This window comes from Falsiroseomonas sp. E2-1-a20 (assembly GCF_051433195.1).
In the GTDB taxonomy this organism is placed as follows: Bacteria; Pseudomonadota; Alphaproteobacteria; order Acetobacterales; family Acetobacteraceae; genus Falsiroseomonas.
In genome coordinates, this window is sequence record NZ_JBHMFT010000024.1 from 49,744 (window position 1) to 71,551 (window position 21,808).

Here is a 21,808-nt window from a genome sequence, read left to right on the forward strand (position 1 = left end):
GCGCCTACTCCGCCACGGCGCCCTGCGCTTCCAGCGCGGCGCGCCATTCCGGGGTCAGCGGCACCTTCTCGCCGCTGTCCTGGCGCGTGACGACGCAGACGGCGCGCGCGGTGCAGCATTCGACGCCGTCCCGCAGCAGCGCATAGTCCTGGATGTAGGAGGTGCGGCGGAAGGAGACGGTGCGACAGGTCAGCGTGACCGCCTCGTTGAAGCCGACGCCGCGCAGGTAGCGCGCCTCGATCTGCGCCACGACCGGGCCGGGCGTGTTTGCCGCCAGCTTCGCGCCGGTCAATTCCTGCCAGTGCGCGACGCGCAGATCCTCGAACAGGGTGAGGTAGGCGGCGTGGTTGACGTGGCCGTAGGCGTCGCATTCGGACCAGCGGATGACGTGGTGCCGGATCATTGGGTCGGGACCGGGCGCGGCTTGCGGTGCTCGTCGATGGCGACGAAGGTGAAGACGCCCTCCGTCACCAGGCACATCTGTTCCTCCGACCGCTCCCGCCGCCAGGCCTCGACATCGATGCGCATGGAGGTGCGGCCGACGGAGATGACCTCGGCGAAGATGCTGACCTCGTCGCCGACCAGCACCGGCATGTGGAACTTCATGCCCTCCACCGCGATGGTCGCGACCCGGCCGCGGGCGCGGCGCCCGGCGGCGTTGCCGGCCGCCAGGTCCATCAGCCCCATCAGCCAGCCGCCGAAGATGTCGCCGGAGGGGTTGGCATCGGCCGGCATGGCGATGGTGCGCAGCTTCGGCGCATCGGCCGGGGGCATCCTGTCGGGGCTTCGCGACACGCTGTCATCCTTGTAGGAACGGTGGACCTATTTTCGCGGGCGCCATGGCGGAAGTCCACTTCATCACGCATCCGGAGGTCGCGATCGACCCCGCAGTGCCGGTGCCGGATTGGCCCCTTTCGCCGCGCGGCCTGGCGCGGACGCGGGCGATGCTGGCGCGGCCCTGGGTCGCCGGGGTCGGCGCCGTGTTCAGCAGCACGGAGCGCAAGGCGACCGACATGGCGGCGATCCTGGCCGCGCATCTCGGGCTCGGCTTTTCCCAGGCGGAGGCGCTGGGCGAGAACGATCGCAGCGCCACGGGCTACCTGGTGCGGGCCGAGTTCGAGGCGACCGCGAATGAATTCTTCGCCCGGCCGGAGCACAGCGTGCGCGGCTGGGAACGCGCGGTGGATGCGCAGGCGCGGATCGTGGCCGCCGTGGAGGCGGTGCTGGCGCAGGCGCCGCCGGGCCACGTCGCGATCGTGGCGCATGGCGGCGTCGGCGCGCTGCTGCTGTGCCACCTGAAGCGCGTGCCGATCAGCCGGGCGGAGGACCAGCCCGGCGAGGGCGGCGGCAACCTATTCACCTTCGACCGCGCCAGCCGCGCGCTGCTGCACGGCTGGCGACGGATCGAGGATTAGGCCGGGCCGAGCGCCAGGATCGCGCGTGCGACGGCCTGCGCCCGCGGCACCAGGCTGTCGATCTCCAGATACTCCTCCGGCGTGTGCGCCTTGCCGCCGACCGGACCGACGGCACACAGCGTCGGCGCGCCCATCGCCGCGGTGAAGCCGCTGTCGGCGCAGCCGCCGGAGAATTCGCCGGAGGGATCGAAGCCGGACGCCTTCGCGGCCTCCCGGTAGCTGGCGAACAGCCGGGCCGAGTCCGGGGATTGCGTCAGCGGCCGGAACTCGCCGCGGATGGCGAGCGTGCTGCGCGTGCCGGGGATGAAGGACTTCTCAATGATGGCGTGGATCTTCGCCATCACCTCCTCCCGGTCCGCCGGTTCGACATAGCGCAGGTCGATCTGGCCCTGCGCCCAGGGTGCCACGGTATTGACGCTCTGCCCGCCGGAAATCAGCCCGACATTCAGCGTGATGCCGCGCGCCAGGTCGGTCAGCGCGTGGATGGCGGTGACCTTGGCCGCGAGTTCGCCGATGGCGCTGATGCCAGCCTCGAAGTTGCCGCCGGAATGCGCCGCCTTGCCCTCCACGTCGAAGGCCATGAAGACGCCGCCCTTGCGGCCGGTGACGATGCCGCCGTTGGGACGGCCGGGTTCCGAGTTGAACACCACGCGCGCGGCCTTCGCCTCCGCCTCGATCACCGGGCGGCCCTCCGGCGAGCCGATTTCCTCGTCGCCGGTGAACAGCGCCACCAGCGGGCCGGGCGCGCCGCCGAATTTCCGGAAGGCCGCCAGGACGAACATGTTCATCACCAGCCCCGCCTTCATGTCGGCGACGCCGGGACCGTAGGCGCGCGAGCCCTCGATGGTGAAGGGCCGGCGCGTCGGCTCGCCTTTCGGGAACACCGTGTCGCGATGGCCCATCAGCAGGATGTTCTGCCGGGTGTTGCCGCCGCTGACGCCGGACCCGTCATCCAGGACAGCCCGGATGCAGTCGCCGTGCCTCTGCTGCGGCAGGGTTTCGACGGGGATGCCGTGCTGCGCCATGAAGCGCGCGACCTGGGCGCCGACCTTGTCGACGCCCGCCTTGTCGTAGCTGCCGCCGTCGGTATCCACCATCTCCCGCAGCGTCTCGAGCATGGCGCCCTGCTGCGTCGCCAGCCAGTCGATGACCTCCGACTTCATCGCTATTCGACCTTTCCGATGCGGGCGACGGCGCGCAGCAGCCGCGCGCTGTCTTCCTCGAAGAACTTCGCGAACTCCGGCGCGTCGAGATACGCCACCGGCGCGCCGGCCGCGGTGAAGGCGTTGACCAGCGCCGGGTCCCGCACCGCCTGGCGCACCGCGTCGCGCAGCTTCGTCATCACCGGCGCCGGCGTCGCGGCGGGCGCGAACAGCCCGGCCCAGATGTAGAACTCGACATCCCGGAAGCCCTTCTCCATGAAGGTCGGCACGTCCGGGAAGGCGGCCACGCGATCCTTGCCCCAGCAGCCCAGGACGCGCACGCGGCCGGACCGCACATGCTGCGTCAGCGTGCCGGGCGCGGAGGCCAGCGCCTGCACCTGGCCGCCGAGCAATGCGGTGATGGCCGGCCCGGCGCCGCTGAATGGCACATGCAGCGCGCGGAAGCCGGCGGCGGCGGAGAGCATCTCCATCGCCACATGCAGCGTGCCGTAGGTACCGGAGGAGCCGTAGGGGATGTCACCCGGGCGCGCCTTCGCCGCGGCGATGAACTCCTCCATCGTCTGCCACGGCGCGCTGGCGGGCACGGCGAGCATGGTGGGGTCCGCGTTGACCAGGGCGATGGGCGCGAACTGGTCCACCGTGTAGGGCGGCGTGCGGCCGAACAGCTTCTCGGCCTCGGGGATCACGGCCAGCGAGGACAGCGCCATCAGCAGCGTGTAGCCATCCGCCGGGCTGCGCGCGACGAAGGCGTTGCCGATGGCGCCCGCCGCACCACCGCGGTTCTGCACCACCACGGCCTGGCCGAGGATCTTCTCCATGGCCGCGGCGGTCGGCCGCGCCGCGAGGTCCGCCTGCCCGCCGGGCGGGAAGGCCACGACCATGTTCAGCGGACGCGACGGGAAATCGGCCTGCGCCAGCGCGGGCGTGGCGAAGGGCAGCGCGGCGGCGGCGCCCAGAAGCGTGCGGCGGTTCATTGATGGTTCCTCCCTTGGTTCAGATTGCGACGTGTCGAGGCGGGGCGCGGCCCCCTCACCCTGCCCTCTCCCCCCGGAGTGGGAGGAGAGGGTTCTCGGACGTCAGGCAACTGGGTTTTCCAGGACGCCGATGCCGGAGATCTCGATGCGCACCACGTCGCCGGACTTCAGGAAGACCGGCGGGTTGAAGCCGATGCCGACGCCGGCGGGCGTGCCGGTGGCGATGATGTCGCCGGGCTCCAGCGTGATGGCGGCGCTGATCGCCTCGATCAGCGTCGGGATGTCGAAGATGAGGTCGGCGACGGGCGCGTGCTGGCGCTGTTCTCCGTTCACCCAGGTGGTGACCAGCAGCTTCGTCGGGTCCGGGGCCTCGTCGGCGGTGAGGATGGCCGGGCCCATCGGGCAGAAGCTGTCGAGGCCCTTGCCCAGGATCCACTGGCTGTGGCGCTTCTGCAGGTGGCGCGCGGTGACGTCGTTGATGATGGTGTAGCCGAAGACGTGGCGCAGCGCGTCCGCCTTGGCGATGCCGCGGCCACCGGTGCCGATCACCACGCCGAGTTCGCCCTCGTAGTCCAGGCCGCCGGTCGGATCGAGATGGCCGAGGATCGGCTCGCCGTTGGCGATGATGCTGGTGTGCGGCTTGCTGAACACCACGGGAAACGGCGGCACCACGTCCTTCGCGCCGCCGTCGAAGCCGGAGCCGGCGAATTCCTTGGCGTGCTCGTGATAGTTCTTGCCGACGCAGAAGATGTTCTTCGGCGTACGCGGGATCGGCGCGCAGAGCTTGGCGTCCGGCACCACCGGGGCCTTCGCGGCGGCGGCACGCGCCTTGGCCAGCAGGGCGGGCGAGGCGCCCGCCAGGTCCAGCATGCTCTGGCCGCGCAGCAGCGGCTCCGCCGCCGCGAGGTCCAGCACCGCGCCGGCCGCATCCAGCGCGCCGACCTCCTGCTGCAATCGACCCGGGCGCGTGAAGGTCACGAGGCGCATGGTGGAACTTCCCTCAGTTGAGCTTGGCGCGCATCTGCCCGGTTTCCTCCGGGTTGGCCAGGGGCAGGCTGGCGGCGCGTTCCAGCGCGCGGGCGGCGCGGAAGGCCAGGTCGTCGCGGTACAGCGCGGCGGCCACCTGCACGCCGCGCGGCATGCCGGCCTCGTCCAGGCCGATCGGCACGGCGATGGCGGGCTGGCGGGTCAGGTTGAAGGCGAAGGTCCAGGGTGCCCAGTCGCGCCACAGCGCCTCCACCGGCTTGATCGTGGGCGCATCGGCGTCGAAGGCTGCGGTGGGCGTGGCGGCGGTCAGGATCAGGTCGTAGCGCTGGTGGAAGCGGGCCATGGCGTGGCCGCATTCCACCCGCAGCATGTCGGCGCCGAGGAAATCCGCCGCCGTCATGTCGCCCATCCGGCGCGCCACCTCGTCGATCCCGGCATCGAGCTGGGGGCGGGCGTTGTCCGAGGCGCCGTTCCAGATGCGGGCGATGGCGACGCCCCAGACGCGGGAGAAGATGGCGCGGGTGTCCGGCAGTTGCGGATCGGCTTCCTCGACGATCGCGCCCTGCTCCGCCAGCAGCTTCGCCGCGACCTGCAGCGCCGCCTCGCCTTCCTCATCCAGCGGCGGGTCGAAGCCGAGCCGGCGCACCACGGCGACGCGCAAGCCGGCGACGCCTTGGTCCATGCCGTCGCGCCAGTCGCGCGGGTCATCCGGAAGGCAGACGGGGTCCCGGGCATCGTGCCGCGCCATGGCGGAGAACATCAGGGCGGCGTCGCCGACGCTGCGCGTCATCGGCCCGGCGCAGGCGACGCCGGAAAACGCACCGTGCGGCCATTGCGGGATGCGGCCGTAGCTCGGCTTCACGCCGACCAGGCCACAATAGGCGGCGGGGATGCGGATGGAGCCTCCGGCATCGGTCCCGATATGCAGCGGCCCGAAGCAGGCCGCCCCCGCCGCGCCGGCGCCGGAGGAACTGCCGCCGGTGGTGCGCTGCGGATTCCAGGGGTTGCGCGTGACGCCGTGCAGCGGGCAGTCGCCGGGGGTCTTCCAGCCGAACTCCGTCGTGGTGGTCTTGCCGAGGATGACGGCGCCTTCCGCCTTCAGGCCCATGACGGCCGGCGCGTCTTCGGTCGCGGGTTTTGCATCCGTGGTCAAGCTTCCCCGGCGGGTCGGAAACCCGGAAATATTCAGCAGGTCCTTCACCGTGCAGGGCACGCCATCCAGCATGCCCATCGGGCGGCCCGCGGCCCACCGCGCCTCCGATTCGCCGGCCTGGCGCAGCGCATGCGGGTTCATCGCGGCGAAGGCGTTCACCCAGGGGTTGTAGCGCGCCACCCGTTCGGTCACCGCCTTCAGCGCCTCGACCGGCGACAGGGCGCGGCGGGCGTAGAGGCCGAGGAGTTGTTCGGCCGTCATCAGCGCGGGATCGGTGGTCATGCGGGGCTTCCGGAGCGGGGCATCGGGGCGCAGCATGGCGGCTCACCAGGGCCAGGGAAACCCCGCAGCATGACCAGCGCCAATCCGTGGGAATGGAGCGAGCCGGAGTGGCGCCGGATCGTCGGCCGCGCCCGGGCCGGCCGCAGCCTGCGCCCGTCCTCCTGGCCCGGCGGCGCGCGCTGCTGCGTGACGCTGAGCTTCGATGCGGACCACGAGACGATCCCGCTGCGCGATGCCGATGAAAGCCCGATGCGGATCAGCCAGGGCCAGTATGGCAGCCGCCAGGGCATCCCACGCATTCGCGCGCTGCTGGCGAAGCACGGCATCCCCGCCACCTTCTTCTACCCGGCCGTCTCCGCCCTGCTGCACCCGGAGGAGATCCGCGCGGTGGCCGGCGAGGGCCACGAGATCGGCGTGCATAGCTGGATCCACGAGGCGAACACCAAGCTGCCGCCGGGCGTCGAGCGGGAATTGACCTTGCGCGCGGCGGAGACGCTGGAGAAGACCAGCGGCCAGCGTCCGGTCGGCATCCGCACCGCATCCTGGGATTTCTCGGTCGACACGCTGTCCATCATCCGGGAGATAGGGCTGCTCTACGACAGCTCCCTGATGGCGGATGACGACGCCTACGAACTGCTCGACCAGGGCGAGCCGACCGGCATCGTGGAACTCCCGCCGGAATGGATCCGCGACGACGCGGTGTATTTCAACATGCTGCGCTTCTCCGGCCTGCGCCCCTACACGCCGCCCTCCGCGGTGGAGGAGATCTTCGCGGCGGAATTCGACGGTGCCTATGCCGAGGGCGGCATGTTCCTGCTGACCATGCACCCGCATGTCATCGGCCATCGCAGCCGCATCGCCCTGCTGGACCGGCTGGTGACGCGCATCAAGACATTCGAGGGGGTCTGGTTCGCAACCCACGCCCAGGCGGCGCAATGGTGCAAGGACAACGCCGCGCCGGCCGGCTGACTTCAACACTTCGCCAAGGCGCCCCTCGTGCGCGGCCTGGCCCTGGTCGGGCCACGGTGACGGTGTAGGAGCGGGACTCCTGATGGAGAACGAACCGGCATGATGAACCGCATCCTGGGCATGGGCGGCAAGCTGCGGGCCCAGGCGGCGTTGCTGCGGCGGGACCCGCAGGCCTTCGCCGTCAACCTGATGCAGGTGACGCACCCTTCCCTGTTCCGGGAACGGCTGGTCGACATCATGAACCCGGTGCCGATGCATGTGCGGGTGGACCCGTCGCTCGGCAGCGCGATGCGGCTGAACGTGCTGAACCCGGCCCTGTCCAAGGAAGGGATGACCGGCGGGCCGAACACCATCCTGAACCTGGCGGTGCGCGTGGCGCGGCAGGGTATCCCGGTGCGCCTGATCACCACGGTGAAGCCCGGCGGCGTTTCCGCGGATTGGCTGCGGGGCCACCTGGCGGAGCTTGTGGGCGGGGATATTCCCGAGATCGCGGTGGAGACCGCCGCCATCGAAGCCAGTCCGCTGGCCGTCGGCCCCGGTGAGGCATTCATGGCGACGCACTGGACCACGGCCCAGCAGTTGAAGCCCATCCTGCCGCGGATGAAGTCCCAGAAGTTCATCTACATGCTGCAGGAATTCGAGGCCGGCTTCTACGCCTGGTCCAGCAACCACGCGCTGGCGCTGGAAACCTACGGCATGGATTTCTGGCCGGTGACCAACGAGAACCTGCTGGCCGAGTATTTCTTCCGCACCGGCCATGGCCGCTTCGCCGACCCTGCCTTCCGCGAACGCTCCATCGCCTTCGACCCGGCGATCGAGGACCGCGTCTTCCACCCGCCCACCTCCCCCCAGCCGCCGGGACCGAAGACGCTGCTGTTCTACGCGCGGCCTTCGAACCACCGGAACCTGTTCGGCCTGGGGCTGGAGGCGCTGCGCCGCGCCGCCGCCGATCCGGCCTTCGCCGGCTGGCGGATGCTGGCCATCGGCGGTCGTGGCGGCGTGCCGGACCTGCCGCTGGCCAACGGCCATGTGCTGCGCCCGGCGCCCTGGCGCGGCTACCTGGCCTATGCGGACCAGTTGCGGGAGGCCGATGTGCTGCTGGCGCCGATGCTGTCGCCGCACACCGGCTATCCGGCGCTGGAGATGGCGGCCTGCGGCGGCGTGGCGGTGACCAATGCCTTCTCGGTCAAGACCATCGAGGTGCTGGAGGGCCTGTCGCCCAACATCGTGGCGACGGAGGCGACGGTGGAGGGCATGGCGGCGGGCCTGGTGCGCGCCGCCGGCCTGGTCAATGCCGGCCGCCCTCGGGACGGCGTGCTGAACCTGCCGCGTGATTGGGCGGAGGCGCTGGACCCGGCGGCGCGCCGGGTGGCAGAGGTGCTGCGGGCGTTCTGACGGCGGAGGCTCACCGCGCCGCAGGGGCGGCGGTCAGCACCGCGCGCGCGATGGCGGCCGTTGGCACCGCCCAGCCGCCCGCGACGCCGGCATCGGCCATGGAGCCGACGCCGGCCACCACCCAGTCGCCGGAGGTGCCGCGGGCGAAAAGTGGCCCGCCGCTGGAGCCGCTGGTCGCGACGCAGGAATGCCGCATCATGATGCGCCCGGCGGTATCGCGACCGAGGGCCATGACGGCGCAATCCAGGTCGGCGACCAGTTCCCGCCGATCCGCCTGGTAGCCGCCGAAGACCAGGGCGGTTCCCGGCCTGATGTAGCCGGCCGCCAGTTGCAGCGGCGGCCCCGAGGCACCCAGCGGCGAGCCCAGCGCCAGCACGGCCCAGTCGGCATCCGGCGGCGCCGCCGGGTCGATCCGCGGCCCCGGCCGGACCGAATAGCCCGGTCCCATGATGATGTGGTCCACCCGCGCCTCCGAACCCGTGCCTGCCAGCAGCGGCGTCAGCCGAAAGCGCACGCGGCCGGGCTCGATCCGGCGGGCGCTGCGCGGGTCGAACAGGCAGTGCGCGGCGGTCAGCACGGCGCGCTGGCTGACCAGCACGCCGGTGCAGCGCGCGCCGCTGCTGGTGGTGACGAGGCCGACGGCGTTCCAGGGTGCCTCGGTGGGGTCCACCGCCACGCGTCGGTCGTCCCGGCCCAGCCCAGGCGCCGCGGTGCAGCCGGCGAGCAGCGCGAGCGCCACGAGGCCGGGCAGCGGCCACCGCTTCGCGATACGGGCCGATCCTGGTGCTGCTGCTGTCCTCACCCGCTGTCGTCTCCACCATTCCGGTGGTCAGGGTGATGGCTTCGGGCTCGTCGAGGCAAAACAAGGAACCGGCACCGCGGCCCTGCTACGAAGGTCGCCGGCTCAGTGCACCGCGCCCTGGCGCAGCAGCGTCGCGTAGACATCCCGCGTCGCGGCGCTGAGCGAGCGGGACAACTCCTCCAGCCCCGCCACCTGGTCCACCCGCGCGGCGGCCTGGGCGGCCTCGGCCTCGTCCAGCACCAGTGGCACCAGGCCGGCGGCGCGGGCCAGGCCGATCAGCAGGGCGTCGCGCGGGTCCGGGATCTCGTCCTCCAGCAGCACGCCGCGCAGCCGGCGGCGGACCTCCGCCGTTTCGGCACGGCCCTCCGCCTTGGGGTAGCGGCGTTCGGGGAACACCCACAGGAAGCGGTCCTCGATCCGCCGCAGCACGCCGGCGGCCACCAGCCGGTCCAGGATCGCGGTGCGGAATTCGGGGCCGGACTTCGCCAGGTCCTGGATCCACCAGCGGCTGGTGCGTTCCGGCGCACCTGTGGCAAGCCTCGCCAGCACGCCATCCAGCAGCGCATCACCGGTCGGGCGCTGCTGCACCACCACCAGCCGGTCGAGGTCCGTGTCGATCCGCCCGGCCAGCGCCAGCTCCATCAGGATGGCGCCGGCCAGCGCGAGGTCGCCGGCCGGGCCGGGCAGACCCACCGGCTTGCCCGTCTCGTCATCGAGGAGAAGCAGCAGGATCTCCTCCGGCATCGTCAGCACCATCATGGCCCCCTTGGTCGCGGGGCAGGCGGTGCCCTACCCGACGACGATGTTGAACTGCCGCGCCACCGCCGTCCATTCGGTGATCTCGCGCCGCATGATCGACACGAAGGCATCGCCGGCCGGCGGCGGGTTGCGCGGCATGGTCTGCAGGTCGACGAAGCGGGCCGCCAGTTCCGGCCGGGCCAGGATGCCCGGCATCATGGCGGTGAGACGCTCCGCGATCGGCGCCGGCAGGCCCTTGGGCGCCGACAGGCCGAGCCACTGCGCCGAGGTCAGCTTGGGGAAGCCGAGTTCGGCGAAGGTCGGCACGTTCGGGAAGGCCGTCAGGCGCTGCGGCGTGGAGACGGCGAGCGCCTTCAGCGACCCGTCGCGCATCTGCTGCACGTTGGTCGTGATGGGGTCGACCATGGATTCGATGTTGCGCGCCAGCAGGTCCTGCATCGCCGGCGCGCTGCCGGCGTAGGGGATGTGGTCGAGGTTGGGCGCCTGTGCCTCCGACGACAGCATCGCGCCCAGCAGGTGCGGGGCGGAGCCGATGCCGGAGGAGCCGAAGCGCACCGGGCGGGTGCGCGCGGCCGTCAGCAGTTGCTCCAGCGTCTGGTAGGGCGAATCGGCGCGCACCAGGATGATGTTCGGCGCCTCCACCAGGTGCATCATGTGGGTGAAGTCGTTGATCGGGTCGAAGGGCAGCACCGGGCGCGTCGCGGTCGAGAAGACATGCACGGAGGCATGGCTGACCAGCAGCGTGTAGCCATCCGCCGGCGCCTTGGCGACGACGTCGGTGCCGATGATGCCGCCGGCCCCGGCGCGGTTCTCGACCACCACGGACTGGCCCAGCGCCTGCGCCATCATCGGCGCCATCAGGCGGGCCACGGTGTCCACCAGCCCGCCTGGTGGGAACTGGGCGACCAGGCGGATGGAGCGGTTCGGCCAGGCGGGCTGCGCCCGCACGAGCGAAGGCGCGGCGAGGCCGCCGATGGTGGCGGCGGTCAGGCCCAGCAGGTGGCGACGTTGCAACATTCCTACGCTCCCGGTTCATGTTCCGGGCGGCAGGCGCACAAGCCTTGGGCAGATGCCGCGGCCGGAGGCGCGCCCCGCGCCCTCTGGCCATCGAATAGGCAAACGGCGTGCCGGGCGATCAGGCCTCGCGGCTGGCGGTGCCCAGGCCGATGCCGCGGATGTCGGCCACGGCCACGGCCAGCGAGCGGTTCAGGCTCTCGATCCGCGTCACCACGGCAAGCCAGGCCTGCACCCGCGCGAGTTCCTCCCCCGAAAGGATCAGCGGCAGCAGCCCGGCGGCGCGCACCAGGCCGAGCAGCAGGGCGTCATGCGGGCTGGGGATATCCTCCTCCAGCAGCAGGGTGCGCAGGCGGGCGCGGGCCTCGGTGGCTTCCGGGCGGTCGGCGGGCTTCGGGTAGCGGCGGTCGGGCAGGATCCACAGCAGCCGGTCCTCGACACGTCGCAGGATGCCGCGCGCCACCAGCCGGTCCAGGATCACGGCACGCGCGGCCGGCGCATCGCGGGCCAGCAGCGGGATGGCGCCGCGGGCATCGGCGGGGGCACCCGGCGCGGCGAGCCGGGCCAGCGCGGCATCCAGCGGCGGGTCGCCGGTGGGCGTGGCGTCCACCACCATCAGGTGGTCCCGGTCCGTATCCACCCGCCCGGCCAACGCCAACTGCATCAGCAGGGCGCCGGCCAAGGCCCGGTCCGGCGCCATGCCGCTGCGGCCGACCGGCCGGCCGGTTTCGTCATCGAGCGCGAGGAGCACGATCTCCTCCGCCAGCGTCAGCGCCGTCATGGCGCGCTTAGGCCTGGGCGAGGGCGGCGGACCAGGGCGACATGACGTCGGTGATGCCGGTGCGCGTGCCGTCCGGGCCGATCAGGATCAGGTTCGGGCAGGCGAAGTTCACCGGCAGCACGGCGTGTTCCACCACCTCCAGCGGGCCTGCCGCCGCCAGCGCATCGAGCGTCGCCTGCGGCAGGCGGCGATCCGCGGTGGCACCTTCCGGCCCGCTGACATCGAGGCGCGAGAAATGCGCGGCGTCTTCCGGCGACAGGCCGAAGCCCGAGACCAGCGACAGCATCTGGAACACCGCGGCCAGGATGCGCCGCCCGCCGGAGGCGCCGAGCGCCATCTCGGGCCGGCCGGCCGCATCGGCGACGATGACGGGGGACATGTTGGTCAGCGGCCGCTTGTTCGGGCCGATCGCGTTGGCGCTGCCCGGCTGCGGGTCGAACCACATCACGCCGTTGTTCATCAGCACGCCGGAGCGCGGCAGCACGACCCGCGAACCCATGGAGGACAGCAGCGTGGTGGTCATCGAGACCATCATGCCATCCGCGTCGCAGACGTTCAGGTGGGTGGTGCAGGTGTCCGACCCTGCCGGTTCGGCGTCGCCGAGGCCCGCGAGGCGTTCCGCATAGGCTTCCTGCATCGCCTTGGCGAAGGCGAGATGCCAGGCGGTGCCGGGCGCGTCGCCGGACCAGTCCGCGGTTTCCATCAGGGCCATGACGCGCCGGAAGGTCGGCGCCGCCGTCAGGCCGGCCGAGAGATGCAGCGTGCGGCCGCGCCAGGGCACGGAGACGGCCGGCACCACGCGCGCGCGGCAATTCGCGAGGTCCGCGGCGGAGAGGATGCCGCCGGCCTCCTTCACATCGGCCGCGATGGCGGCGGCGACGTCGCCCTCGTAGAAGTCGCGGAAGCCGGCATGCTGCAGGCGCTCCAGCGTCGCGGCCAGGTTGCCCTGGCGGAAGAAGCCGGGCTTGCCCTGGTAGGGCGGCACCGGCGGCAGGCCGTTCGGCAGGTAGATGCGCGCGGATTCCGGATACAGCCGCAGTGTGGAGGCCGCATTGGCCACCTTCAGCAGCGTGTACCAGTCCTGCGCCAGGCCACGGTTGGCCAGTGCCACGGCAGGCGCCAGCACGTCCCGCACCGGCAGGCGGCCATGCCGTTCATGCAGCAGGGCGTAGCCGGCGACGGAGGACGGGATGGCGAAGCTCATCGGGCCGTGGATGTTGCGGTCGCCGACCACCTCCGGCCAGGCGAACAGGTCCTGCTTCCAGCGCCCGGTGGTCGGGAAATCCGCGGGGTCCAGGCCGGCGGGGGAGACCGGGCCGAAATTGAAGGTCTCCGCTGGGCCGCCGGGCCTGGCCACCTGGGTGAAGCCGATGCCGCCGAGGCCGCTGTTCCAGGGCTCCGTCACCGCCAGGGCGAAGGCCGCGCCCACCGCCGCATCCGCCGCGCTGCCGCCGGCGTCCAGGATGGCAAGCCCGGCCTCGGCCGCGGCGCGGGACTGGCTGGCCACCATGCCACGGCGCCCGGTGGCGGCGGGCTTGGTGACCTGCCAATGCTGGCTGGTGTGGTCGGCGGGCTGGTAGGTCATGCATCGGTCTCCGGTTGCCCGGAGGATCGGTCCAGCCGCGCCGGCCCGCAACCCCATCGGCAACCCCGCCTAGCCGCGCTGCTTGGCCTGCCGCCGCTTTTCCACCGCCGCCTCGAAATCCAGCTCGCCATGCCAGTCGAGGTGCCGGTTCAGCGCGTCCTGCGCCCCAGCTTCGTCGCCCCGTGCGAGGCATTCGATCAGCTCGCGATGCTCCCCGCCGGTGCGGGATTTCGGCCGCACGTCGTGGCCCAGGCCCCAGACCACGGAAAGCTGCCGCGCGACGCTGAGCCAGAGGCCGTGCAGCACCCGGTTGCCGGACAGGCGGCACAATTCGCCATGGAAGGATTCATCGGCCGCGACCAGGACCGCCGTGTCGCGGCCCTCGCCCGCTTCCTCGTAGCGTTGCGCGGCGCGGCGCAGCGGCATCAGGCGCTCGGCCGGCAGCGGGCTGTCCGCCAGGATCTCCTTCAGCGCGAGGGATTCGAGGGCGGTGCGCACCCGCATCAACTCGGCGACCATGCGGCTGGTCACCTGCATCAGCCGCATGCCCTTGTAGGGCGTGCTGACGACGATGCCCTGGCTTTCCAGCAGGCGCAGCGCCTCCCGCACCGGAACCCGGCTGATGCCGAGCTCGCGGGCGATCTCGGCCTCCACCAGGCGGTCGCCCGGCAGGAACACGCCGCGCGCCGCGGCCGCCACCACGGCCTCCGCCGCCTGTTCCACCATGGTGCGGGGATGCACCTGGGCGAGGCGTCGTGGTTCCAGGTACGGATCCTCAGGCATGGGCGGTTCGTTGGCCTCTGCGGTCATGGCGTTCACATTCGGCAGCCCTGCGGGAGAGCATAAGGTTGTAGGATCATTTCGTCCGTCCATAAAGATAGATGAGTCGGGATCGCAGGCGGAGTACCCCCCGCCCCCCAGGCCCGCCCCCCTTGGACGCCCGGCGGATTACGCCTAAGGAGCCGGCGCGAGGGGCCCGGGCGTGGTTTGCCGGCCCGCGACCTGTATCCTGGGGAGTCGAATGGTGGCAGACACGGCGCGAATCGGTGGACTTGGCGTTGACGCGGCCTTCCGCCACTTCATCGAGGCCGAGGCGCTGCCCGGCACCGGGGTCGAGCCTGCGCGCTTCTGGTCGAGCCTCGAGGCCCTGCTGCGCGACTGGGCACCCCGCAACGCGGCGCTGCTGTCCAAGCGGGACGAGCTGCAGGCGAAGATCGATGCCTGGCACCGCGCCAACCCGGCACGGCCGATCGACCTGGCCGCCTACAAGGCGCACCTGTCCGAGATCGGCTACCTGCTGCCGGAGCCGGAGGATTTCAGCGTCGGCACCACCGACGTGGATGCCGAGATCGGCCAGATGGCCGGCCCGCAGCTCGTGGTCCCGGTCTCCAACGCCCGCTACGCGCTGAACGCCGCCAATGCCCGCTGGGGCAGCCTGTACGACGCGCTGTACGGCACCGATGCGATCGACGAGGCGGATGGCGCCGAGCGCGGCCGCGGCTACAACCCGAAGCGCGGCGAGAAGGTCATCGCCTTCGCCCGCCGCGTGCTGGACCAGGCGGCGCCGCTGGCCGGTGGCGCCAGCCATGCCGGGTCCACCGGCTACGTGATCGAGGCCGGCACGCTGGTGGTGACGCTGGCGGATGGCCGCAAGGTCGGCCTGGCGCGCCCCGGGCAGTGCGTCGGCTTCCAGGGCGAGCCCTGGACGCCCACCGCCATCCTGCTGGTCAACAACGGCCTGCACCTGGAGATCCACCTCGACCGCACCAGCGCCATCGGCAAGGCGGACGGCGCCGGCGTCTCCGACCTGGTGATGGAAGCGGCGCTGACCACCATCATGGATTGCGAGGACAGCGTCGCGGCGGTGGATGCGGCGGACAAGATCGACGTCTACCGCAACTGGCTCGGCCTGATGAAGGGCGACCTGACGGCGGCGCTGGAGAAGGGCGGGCGCACCATCACCCGCCGGCTGAACCCGGACCGCATCTGGAAGACCCCGGCCGGGTCCGCCGTGACGCTGCATGGCCGGTCCGTGATGCTGGTGCGCAATGTCGGCCACCACATGATGACGGATGTGGTGACGCTGGATGGGGCCGAGGTGCCGGAGACCGCGCTGGATGCCATGGTGACGGTGGCCATCGCGCTGCACGACATCCAGCCGCCCGGCCGCGGCAAGCGGATGAATTCCCGCACCGGCAGCGTCTACATCGTCAAGCCGAAGATGCACGGGCCGGAGGAAGTCGCCGCCGCCGATGCGCTGTTCGCGCGGGTGGAGGATGCACTCGGCCTGCCGCGCGCCACGGTGAAGATGGGCATCATGGACGAGGAACGCCGCACCACGGTGAACCTCAAGGCCTGCATCAAGGCGGCGCGCGACCGCGTGGTGTTCATCAACACCGGCTTCCTGGACCGCACCGGCGACGAGATCCACACGGCGATGGAAGCCGGCGCGGTGGTGCGCAAGAACGACATGAAGGCGCTGCCCTGGATCGGCGCCTATGAGGCCTGGAACGTCGATGTCGGCCTGCTGTGCGGGCTGCGCGGCCGGGCGCAGATCGGCAAGGGCATGTGGGCCATGCCGGACCTGATGGCCGCGATGCTGGACCAGAAGGTGGGCCACCCCAAGGCCGGCGCCAACACCGCCTGGGTCCCCTCCCCCACCGCCGCCACGCTGCATGCGCTGCACTACCACCAGGTGGATGTGGCGGCGCGCCAGGTGGAGATCGCGGCGGAGGGGCGTCGTGGCAAGCTCGACGACATCCTGACCATCCCGCTGGCCCAGGACACCAACTGGGAGCCGAAGGACGTGCAGGCGGAGCTCGACAACAACGCGCAGGGCATCCTGGGCTATGTCGTGCGCTGGGTGGACCAGGGGGTCGGCTGCTCCAAGGTGCCGGACATCAACAATGTCGGGCTGATGGAGGACCGCGCCACGCTGCGCATCTCCGCCCAGCACATCGCCAACTGGCTGCGCCACGGCATCGTTTCCCGCGATCAGGTCGAGGAGACGATGCGGCGCATGGCGGCGGTGGTGGACGGGCAGAATGCCGGCGACCCGGCCTATACGCCGATGGCGCCGGGCTTCGACGGCCCCGCCTTCAAGGCGGCCTGCGACTTGGTGTTCGAGGGGGCGGCCCAGCCGAACGGCTACACCGAATTCGTGCTGCACCGCCGCCGCCGCGAGGCCAAGGCCGCTTCCTGAGTTGGCAGGAAACCACTGGTCGGATTAGGCTGACTGAACCATCCCGGAGGTTGCGTCCCTGACCCGCCTTGCCGCCCTGCTGCTGCAGCTGACCCTGGCCGGCTGCACCACCTCGAGCACCGTGGCCGAGCTGGCGCCGGAGGTGTTCGGCCTGACCGCGCATGGCAACACGCCGGCGGCGGCGGCCCGGCTCGGCGTGGCGCTGGCGCAGGAGCATTGCACGGCGATGGGACGTGATTTCGAGGTGACGCGCAGCGAGATCGGCGCGCGCGACTACACCATCGCCTTCCGCTGCCCTCGGGCGGAGCCGCCGGCCGCGATGGCCGGCGCGGCCATGCCCTTCCTGGCGCCGCTGCCGGAGGCGCGCCCGGCCGGCGGCCGCGGCAGCCCTCCTTCGTCGGGCGGCGTTTCCGGAACCGCCGAGACCTTCTAGACTTCATCCATCAGGCAGGGTGGATTGATGGCGGACGAGGACTGGAACATCCCCGAGGACATGCGGCCCGACCCGGCCGACTACAGCTTCGACCTGGCGCGCGCCCTGGCCTCCGTGGTCAGCCTGAAGACCCGCGTGCCGTCGGATGCCTTCTCCGCCCGCACCCTGGGCACGGAGCGCGAGGGCAGCGGCGTGGTGATCCGGGAGGACGGGCTGGTGCTGACCATCGGCTACCTGATCGGGGAAGCCGACAGCATCTGGATCAAGACGGCGGCGGGCCGCGTCGTGCCGGGCCATGCGCTGGCCTATGATTTCGAGACAGGCTTCGGCCTGGTGCAGGCGCTGGGGCGGCTGGAGGCGCCGGCGATGCCACTGGCCGATGCGGCGCTGCCGGATGCCGGGGTGCAGGCCATCCTGGCCGCGGCGCCGCAACCCGGCCGCGCGGCTTCGGGCGGTGGCGCGCTGGCCTGTTCCGTGGTCGCGAAGGAGCCCTTCGCGGGCTACTGGGAATACCTGCTGGAGGAGGCGCTGTTCACCGCCCCGGCGCACCCGTCCTGGGGCGGGGCCGGGCTGATCGGGCCGGACGGGACGCTGCTCGGCATCGGGTCGCTGGTGCTGCAGCACCGGGATTCAAAGGGGCGCAAGCTGGACCTGAACCTGGTGGTGCCGGTGGGGCTGCTGCACCCGATCCTGGACGATCTGCTGAGCTACGGCCGCGTCAACAAGCCGCCGCGGCCGTGGCTCGGGCTGTACTGCGCGGACCAGGATGAGGGGGTGGTGGTGGCCTCCGTCGCGGCGAAGGGGCCGGCGGACCGGGCGGGGATCAAGCCTGGGGACCGCATCATCGGGCTGGACGACAGCGAGGCGCAGGACCTGGCGGGGCTGTGGCGCAGCCTGTGGTCACGCGGGGCTGCGGGGGTGAGCGTGAACGTGGCGGCGGAGCGGGATGGAAGGCGGCTGGTGCTGCCGGTGGTCAGCGGCGACCGGAACAAGTTTTTGAAGGCGCCGCGGCTGCATTGATCAGAAGCGGTTGGGCGAGAAGGCTGCCGCGGCGCCCTTGCCGCCTCGGACTGCCTCCGCCACCAGCCGCCCCGCCACCGGCCCCAGCGTCCAGCCGTTGAACGTCACCGCATGGTGCAGCCCCGGCACCCGCGCATCGGCGCCGAGGATCGGCCCCGGCACCTGCACGTTCAGCCCGGTCCAGGCGCGGATCACGTGCAGGCCGGCCAGCGCCGGCAGCACCGTGCCGGCGACGAACAGGTTGCCCTCGATCGAGGCGCGCAGATTGCGCGGGCGGCCTTCGCCATCCAGCACGCCGGGCCAGGCGCCGCCGAGGACCAAATGCCCGCCCTCCCCCTGCTTCACCGAGAGATGCCGGCCGGCATGCAGCACCAGGTGGCGCATGATCTCGCCGCCCGCCGCCTCCGTCGTCATCACCTGCTGCACGGCGGCGCGCACCGGGATCGGCGCGCCCAGCATTTTTGCGAATTCGCCCGCCCAGGGGCCGCAGGCGTTCACCACATGGCCGGCGCGGATCACGCCGCCCGCCGCCGTCTCCGCCCGGAAGCCGGTGCCGTCCCGCGCCACCGCCGCGATGGTCGTGCCGCCGCGCACCGAGGCGCCGGCACGCCGGACCAGGGACAGCAGCGCGGACAGGCCGCGCAGCGGGTCCATCTGGCCCTCCGCCGCGCAGAAGGCCGCCCCCGCGAAGCCAGGCGCCAGGTAGGGCGCGACATCCATAAGCTCGTTGGCGCCGAGCATGCGGCTGTCGACGCCGAAATCGCGCTCCATCGCGGTCTTGGCGGCCAGGCGTTCCATCTGCTCCGCGGTCTCGGCCAGCATGATGCCGCCTTCGGTGCGGATGCCGAGGCTTTCGCCGGCCTCCGCCGCGATCTCGCGCCACAGGGCGATGGAGGCCGGGCCGATGGCCAGCACCTGGGCCGCGGCGCTGTCCGGCCCCTCCTCCGCGCCGGCGCTGTCATAGGCGTGGAGCTGCACATGCAGGCTGCCGGCATTGGCAGTGGTGGCGCCCTGCCCCGGCTCCCCGCGTTCCGCCAGGATCACCGAAAGACCCTCCCGCGCGCAGTACAGCGCGGTGGACAGGCCGAGCGCGCCGCCGCCGACCACCAGCACGTCGCAGGTCTCGGCCGGGCCATGGGCCGGGCGGCGGGTGGCGGGCAGGACGGGGCGGGGATCGGCGGCCGGGCCTTCCGCCCATTCCGGCCGCTCCATCGCCAGCGCCAGCGCCGGCACCGGCTTCAGCGGCGCGCGCGGCGCGGCCCAGCCGGCTTCCTCCGAGGCGCCGGTGATGCGGGCGACGGTCGCGCCGCACATGCGGCCCTGGCAGCGGCCCATGCCGGCGCGCGTCGCCTTCTTCACCGCGCCGAGCGATCCGGCGCCCTCTGCCATCGCGGACCGCAGGGCGCCGGCGGTCACTTCCTCGCAGCGGCAGACGATGGTGGCATCGGCGATGCCGGCGGCATCGAACTCCGGCACCGCGAAGAAGCGCCACAGCGCGTCCTGGAAGCCCACGGCGCGGGCCAGGGCGCGGCGCGTGGCGGCATCGTCGGGCAGGTCCGGTTTCAGGTCGCGCGCCGCCGCCAGCCCCGCCAGCCGCCCGCGCGCGAAGGCGATGCGCGCGCCGCCGACCTGCGCGCCGTCGCCCACGGCGAAGACGGTGGGCAGGCTGGTGCGGCCATCGGCCTCCGTCACCGTCTCCAGCCGCCCCAGCCCCGAATCGACGAAGAGATGGGCGCAGCCCAGCGCCCGGGCCAGCCCGGTTTCCGGCTGGAAGCCGAGGTTCAGCGCCAGGGCATCGGCGGCGATGCGGATTTCGCCGCTTGGCGTGCCCGCAAGCAGCGCGGCGAAGCGGCCCTCGCCTTCCGCCGCGAGCGGCCGCGTGCCCCACATCACCGGCACCCCGGCGCGCCGCAGCACCGCCAGGTAGCGCGCGCCGTCCCAGGCGAGGTCCGGCGCGGCGGCGGCCAGCCGCAGGGCCTGGCGCAGTCCGGCGAAGCCCGGATTCGGTGCGGCCTCCAGCACCGCCGCCACCTGCACGCCGCCTTCCACCAGCTCGCAGGCCAGTTGCAGGTTCAGCGGCCCGTTGCCGGCGATCACCACGCGCTGGCCGGGCGAGACGCGGTTGGCGCGGGCCAGGGTTTGCAGGCAGCCGGTGGTCATCACGCCGGGCAGGGTCCAGCCGGGAATCGGCACCGGGCGTTCGTGGGAACCCGCCGCGATCACCAGGCGTCGCGGGCGGAACACGACATTGGCGCCCTCGACCAGCGTCGCGATCTCATCCGCCGCGAACCCGCCCCAGACGGTGGCGCCGAAGCGGAAGCGCACGCCGGCGGCCAGGGCGCGTGCGCGCAGTTCCGCGCCCTGGCGGAACTGCCGGTCCGGCGCCGCATGAGCGTGGCTGGCGGCGAGCGGCTTCAGGTACTGCCCGCCGGGCGCGTCACGCTCGTCCAGCGCGACCACGGAGCATCCGGCCTCCGCCGCCGCGATGGCGGCCGAAAGCCCGGCCGGGCCGGCGCCCACCACCAGCACGTCGCAGGCCATTTCCTCCGCCTGGGCCGGCGGCGGCGCGGCGAGCGGCGCGGGCTGCGCCGGCACCGCGCTTTCCACCGCCATGCCGGGCAGGACCTTGGCGAGACAGGCGCGCTGGTTCGGGCGGCCGTCGATCGTCACCAGGCAATCGAAGCAGGCGCCCATGCCGCAATGCAGGCCGCGCGGCGCGCCGCCGCGCGTGTGCCGCAGCACCATCTCGCCGGAGGCGGTCAGCGCGGCGGCCAGGCTCTCCCCGGGCAGCGCGGAAATCGGGCGGCCATCGAAGGTGATGCCCACCGGTTCGGCAGTCGGATGGATGGCGGCATGGGTCAGTCGCATGGGGTGGGCTTGATGCTTTCGGGGAAAGGCGCATGGATGATGACGGTTCGTCACATGGGGGCAAGTCGATGGCCGGCGAGAAATTCCGCGGCTGCTACACGGTACTGATCACGCCCTTCACCGAAGGCGGCGCGGCGGTGGACCTGAAGGCGCTTGAGCGACTCGTGGAGTTCCAGATCCACGAGGGTATACGCGGCCTGATCCCGCTCGGCTCCACCGGCGAATTCCTGTCCGTGTCGCCGGAGGAGCGGACCGCCATCGTCGAGACGGTGGTGAACACCGCGCGCGGCCGCGTGCCGGTGCTGATCGGGACGGGCGCGGAGGATACGCGGGAGGTGGTGCGCACATCCCGTGAGGCGGAGGCGCTCGGTGCGGATGGCGTGATGATCATCCCGCCCTTCTATTCCGTGCCGACCGAGGATGAGCTGTACCTGCACTACAAGACGGTGGCGGATGCCATCGGCATCCCGGTGATGGTCTACAACAACCCCGCCACCGCGAATGTCGACCTGACGCCCAAGATTCTGGCGCGGCTCGCCACCATCGAAAGCTGCCTCTACGTGAAGGAGAGCACGCTGGAGGTGACGCGGGTGCGCGACATCATCAACCTCTGCGGCGACCGGATGGAGGTCTTCGCGGGTGTGCTCGGCTACGAGAGCGCCTGGCTCGGCGCCATCGGCTGGGTCGCGGTGTGTTCGAACCTCGCGCCGAAGCTGAGCACCGAGATGTTCCATGCAGCGGCCTTCGACCGCGACATGGACAAGGCTCTGCCGCTGTATCACCGGCTGATGCCGCTGCTGCCCTTCGTCGGCGGGCCGCGCTACGTCTCCGGCACCAAGGCGGGGTTCCGGCTGATGGGGATGCCGATGGGCGACCCGCGGCCGCCGCGCCTGCCGCTGCCGGGCACGGACGTGCCGCAGCTTGCCGCCGTGCTGCAGGGCATGGGCCTTCTGTCCGAGGGTGCGCGCCAGGCAGCCTGAGTTCTGCTTCAAACAAACAGGGAGTT

Annotated in this window: 20 protein-coding genes; 7 read left to right on the plus strand and 13 right to left on the minus strand. The window is 72.0% G+C overall.

The features are described 5' to 3' along the window. Positions 1 to 4 precede the first annotated feature (4 nt). Both ACFHPP_RS22945 and ACFHPP_RS22950 read right to left on the minus strand, forming a co-directional pair. Positions 5 to 403, minus strand: a complete 399-nt coding sequence (locus tag ACFHPP_RS22945; RefSeq protein WP_437165567.1) for an acyl-CoA thioesterase — start codon at positions 401 to 403, stop codon at positions 5 to 7. Next, positions 400 to 774: an acyl-CoA thioesterase gene (locus ACFHPP_RS22950; RefSeq protein ID WP_437165592.1), complete on the minus strand. Its 375-nt coding sequence runs from the start codon at positions 772 to 774 to the stop codon at positions 400 to 402. The genes ACFHPP_RS22945 and ACFHPP_RS22950 overlap by 4 nt, the downstream gene beginning before the upstream one ends. 65 nt (positions 775 to 839) lie before the next feature. Between ACFHPP_RS22950 and ACFHPP_RS22955 the strand changes: the two genes are divergently transcribed. After that, on the plus strand, positions 840 to 1,415 hold the full coding sequence (locus tag ACFHPP_RS22955) for a histidine phosphatase family protein (RefSeq protein WP_437165568.1): 576 nt from the start codon (positions 840 to 842) through the stop codon (positions 1,413 to 1,415). Here ACFHPP_RS22955 and ACFHPP_RS22960 read toward each other — a convergent pair. The 4 genes from ACFHPP_RS22960 to ACFHPP_RS22975 form a co-directional block, all read right to left on the minus strand. Beyond that, positions 1,412 to 2,578 (minus strand): M20 family metallopeptidase, encoded by a 1,167-nt coding sequence (locus ACFHPP_RS22960; protein ID WP_437165569.1) that lies wholly within the window; start codon positions 2,576 to 2,578, stop codon positions 1,412 to 1,414. The genes ACFHPP_RS22955 and ACFHPP_RS22960 overlap by 4 nt on opposite strands. Positions 2,579 to 2,580: 2 nt before the next feature. Next, positions 2,581 to 3,552 carry a Bug family tripartite tricarboxylate transporter substrate binding protein gene (locus ACFHPP_RS22965; RefSeq protein WP_437165570.1) on the minus strand — a complete coding sequence of 324 codons (972 nt, stop codon included), beginning with the start codon at positions 3,550 to 3,552 and terminating at the stop codon, positions 2,581 to 2,583. Positions 3,553 to 3,654: 102 nt separating this feature from the next. After that, entirely contained in the window at positions 3,655 to 4,539 is an 885-nt protein-coding gene (locus ACFHPP_RS22970) for a fumarylacetoacetate hydrolase family protein (RefSeq protein ID WP_437165571.1), read from the minus strand. Positions 4,540 to 4,552: 13 nt separating this feature from the next. Continuing rightward, complete coding sequence (locus ACFHPP_RS22975) at positions 4,553 to 5,974, minus strand: amidase (RefSeq protein ID WP_437165572.1); 1,422 nt, start codon at positions 5,972 to 5,974, stop codon at positions 4,553 to 4,555. A 69-nt stretch (positions 5,975 to 6,043) separates the two neighbouring features. Here ACFHPP_RS22975 and ACFHPP_RS22980 point away from each other — a divergent pair, with 69 nt between their 5' ends. Then, on the plus strand, positions 6,044 to 6,943 hold the full coding sequence (locus ACFHPP_RS22980; protein ID WP_437165573.1) for a polysaccharide deacetylase family protein: 900 nt from the start codon (positions 6,044 to 6,046) through the stop codon (positions 6,941 to 6,943). Positions 6,944 to 7,042: 99 nt separating this feature from the next. Next, on the plus strand, positions 7,043 to 8,338 hold the full coding sequence (locus ACFHPP_RS22985) for a rhamnosyltransferase WsaF family glycosyltransferase (RefSeq protein WP_437165574.1): 1,296 nt from the start codon (positions 7,043 to 7,045) through the stop codon (positions 8,336 to 8,338). Positions 8,339 to 8,348: 10 nt separating this feature from the next. Here ACFHPP_RS22985 and ACFHPP_RS22990 read toward each other — a convergent pair whose 3' ends face one another. The 6 genes from ACFHPP_RS22990 to ACFHPP_RS23015 all read right to left on the minus strand — a co-directional run bounded on the left by ACFHPP_RS22990 (position 8,349) and on the right by ACFHPP_RS23015 (position 14,062). Next, entirely contained in the window at positions 8,349 to 9,140 is a 792-nt protein-coding gene (locus tag ACFHPP_RS22990; protein ID WP_437165575.1) for a trypsin-like serine peptidase, read from the minus strand. A gap of 102 nt (positions 9,141 to 9,242) precedes the next feature. Next, positions 9,243 to 9,899: a GOLPH3/VPS74 family protein gene (locus ACFHPP_RS22995; RefSeq protein ID WP_437165576.1), complete on the minus strand. Its 657-nt coding sequence runs from the start codon at positions 9,897 to 9,899 to the stop codon at positions 9,243 to 9,245. Positions 9,900 to 9,929: 30 nt separating this feature from the next. Further along, positions 9,930 to 10,916 carry a Bug family tripartite tricarboxylate transporter substrate binding protein gene (locus tag ACFHPP_RS23000; protein WP_437165577.1) on the minus strand — a complete coding sequence of 329 codons (987 nt, stop codon included), beginning with the start codon at positions 10,914 to 10,916 and terminating at the stop codon, positions 9,930 to 9,932. Positions 10,917 to 11,034: 118 nt separating this feature from the next. After that, positions 11,035 to 11,694, minus strand: coding sequence for a GOLPH3/VPS74 family protein (locus ACFHPP_RS23005; protein WP_437165578.1), 660 nt, complete (start codon positions 11,692 to 11,694; stop codon positions 11,035 to 11,037). Positions 11,695 to 11,701: 7 nt separating this feature from the next. Further along, on the minus strand, positions 11,702 to 13,279 hold the full coding sequence (locus ACFHPP_RS23010; RefSeq protein ID WP_437165579.1) for a gamma-glutamyltransferase: 1,578 nt from the start codon (positions 13,277 to 13,279) through the stop codon (positions 11,702 to 11,704). Between the two features lie 69 nt (positions 13,280 to 13,348). Next, complete coding sequence (locus tag ACFHPP_RS23015) at positions 13,349 to 14,062, minus strand: GntR family transcriptional regulator (RefSeq protein WP_437165580.1); 714 nt, start codon at positions 14,060 to 14,062, stop codon at positions 13,349 to 13,351. Between the two features lie 238 nt (positions 14,063 to 14,300). On the opposite strand from ACFHPP_RS23015, the gene ACFHPP_RS23020 reads away from it, so the two are divergent. The 3 genes from ACFHPP_RS23020 (at position 14,301) to ACFHPP_RS23030 (ending at position 17,934) form a co-directional block, all read left to right on the plus strand. Continuing rightward, positions 14,301 to 16,481 carry a malate synthase G gene (locus tag ACFHPP_RS23020; protein ID WP_437165581.1) on the plus strand — a complete coding sequence of 727 codons (2,181 nt, stop codon included), beginning with the start codon at positions 14,301 to 14,303 and terminating at the stop codon, positions 16,479 to 16,481. 121 nt (positions 16,482 to 16,602) lie between these two features. Next, on the plus strand, positions 16,603 to 16,914 hold the full coding sequence (locus tag ACFHPP_RS23025; RefSeq protein ID WP_437165582.1) for a hypothetical protein: 312 nt from the start codon (positions 16,603 to 16,605) through the stop codon (positions 16,912 to 16,914). A 27-nt stretch (positions 16,915 to 16,941) separates the two neighbouring features. Continuing rightward, positions 16,942 to 17,934, plus strand: a complete 993-nt coding sequence (locus tag ACFHPP_RS23030) for a S1C family serine protease (RefSeq protein ID WP_437165583.1) — start codon at positions 16,942 to 16,944, stop codon at positions 17,932 to 17,934. Here the strand turns inward: ACFHPP_RS23030 and ACFHPP_RS23035 are convergent, their stop codons facing one another. Next, the gene (locus ACFHPP_RS23035) at positions 17,935 to 20,802 is read right to left on the minus strand and encodes an FAD-dependent oxidoreductase (RefSeq protein ID WP_437165584.1); all 2,868 of its coding nucleotides are present in this window, start codon (positions 20,800 to 20,802) and stop codon (positions 17,935 to 17,937) included. 32 nt (positions 20,803 to 20,834) lie between these two features. Here ACFHPP_RS23035 and ACFHPP_RS23040 point away from each other — a divergent pair, with 32 nt between their 5' ends. Then, a complete protein-coding gene (locus ACFHPP_RS23040) occupies positions 20,835 to 21,782 on the plus strand; it encodes a dihydrodipicolinate synthase family protein (protein ID WP_437165585.1) in 948 nt (315 codons plus the stop codon). The last annotated feature ends 26 nt before the right edge of the window (positions 21,783 to 21,808 follow it).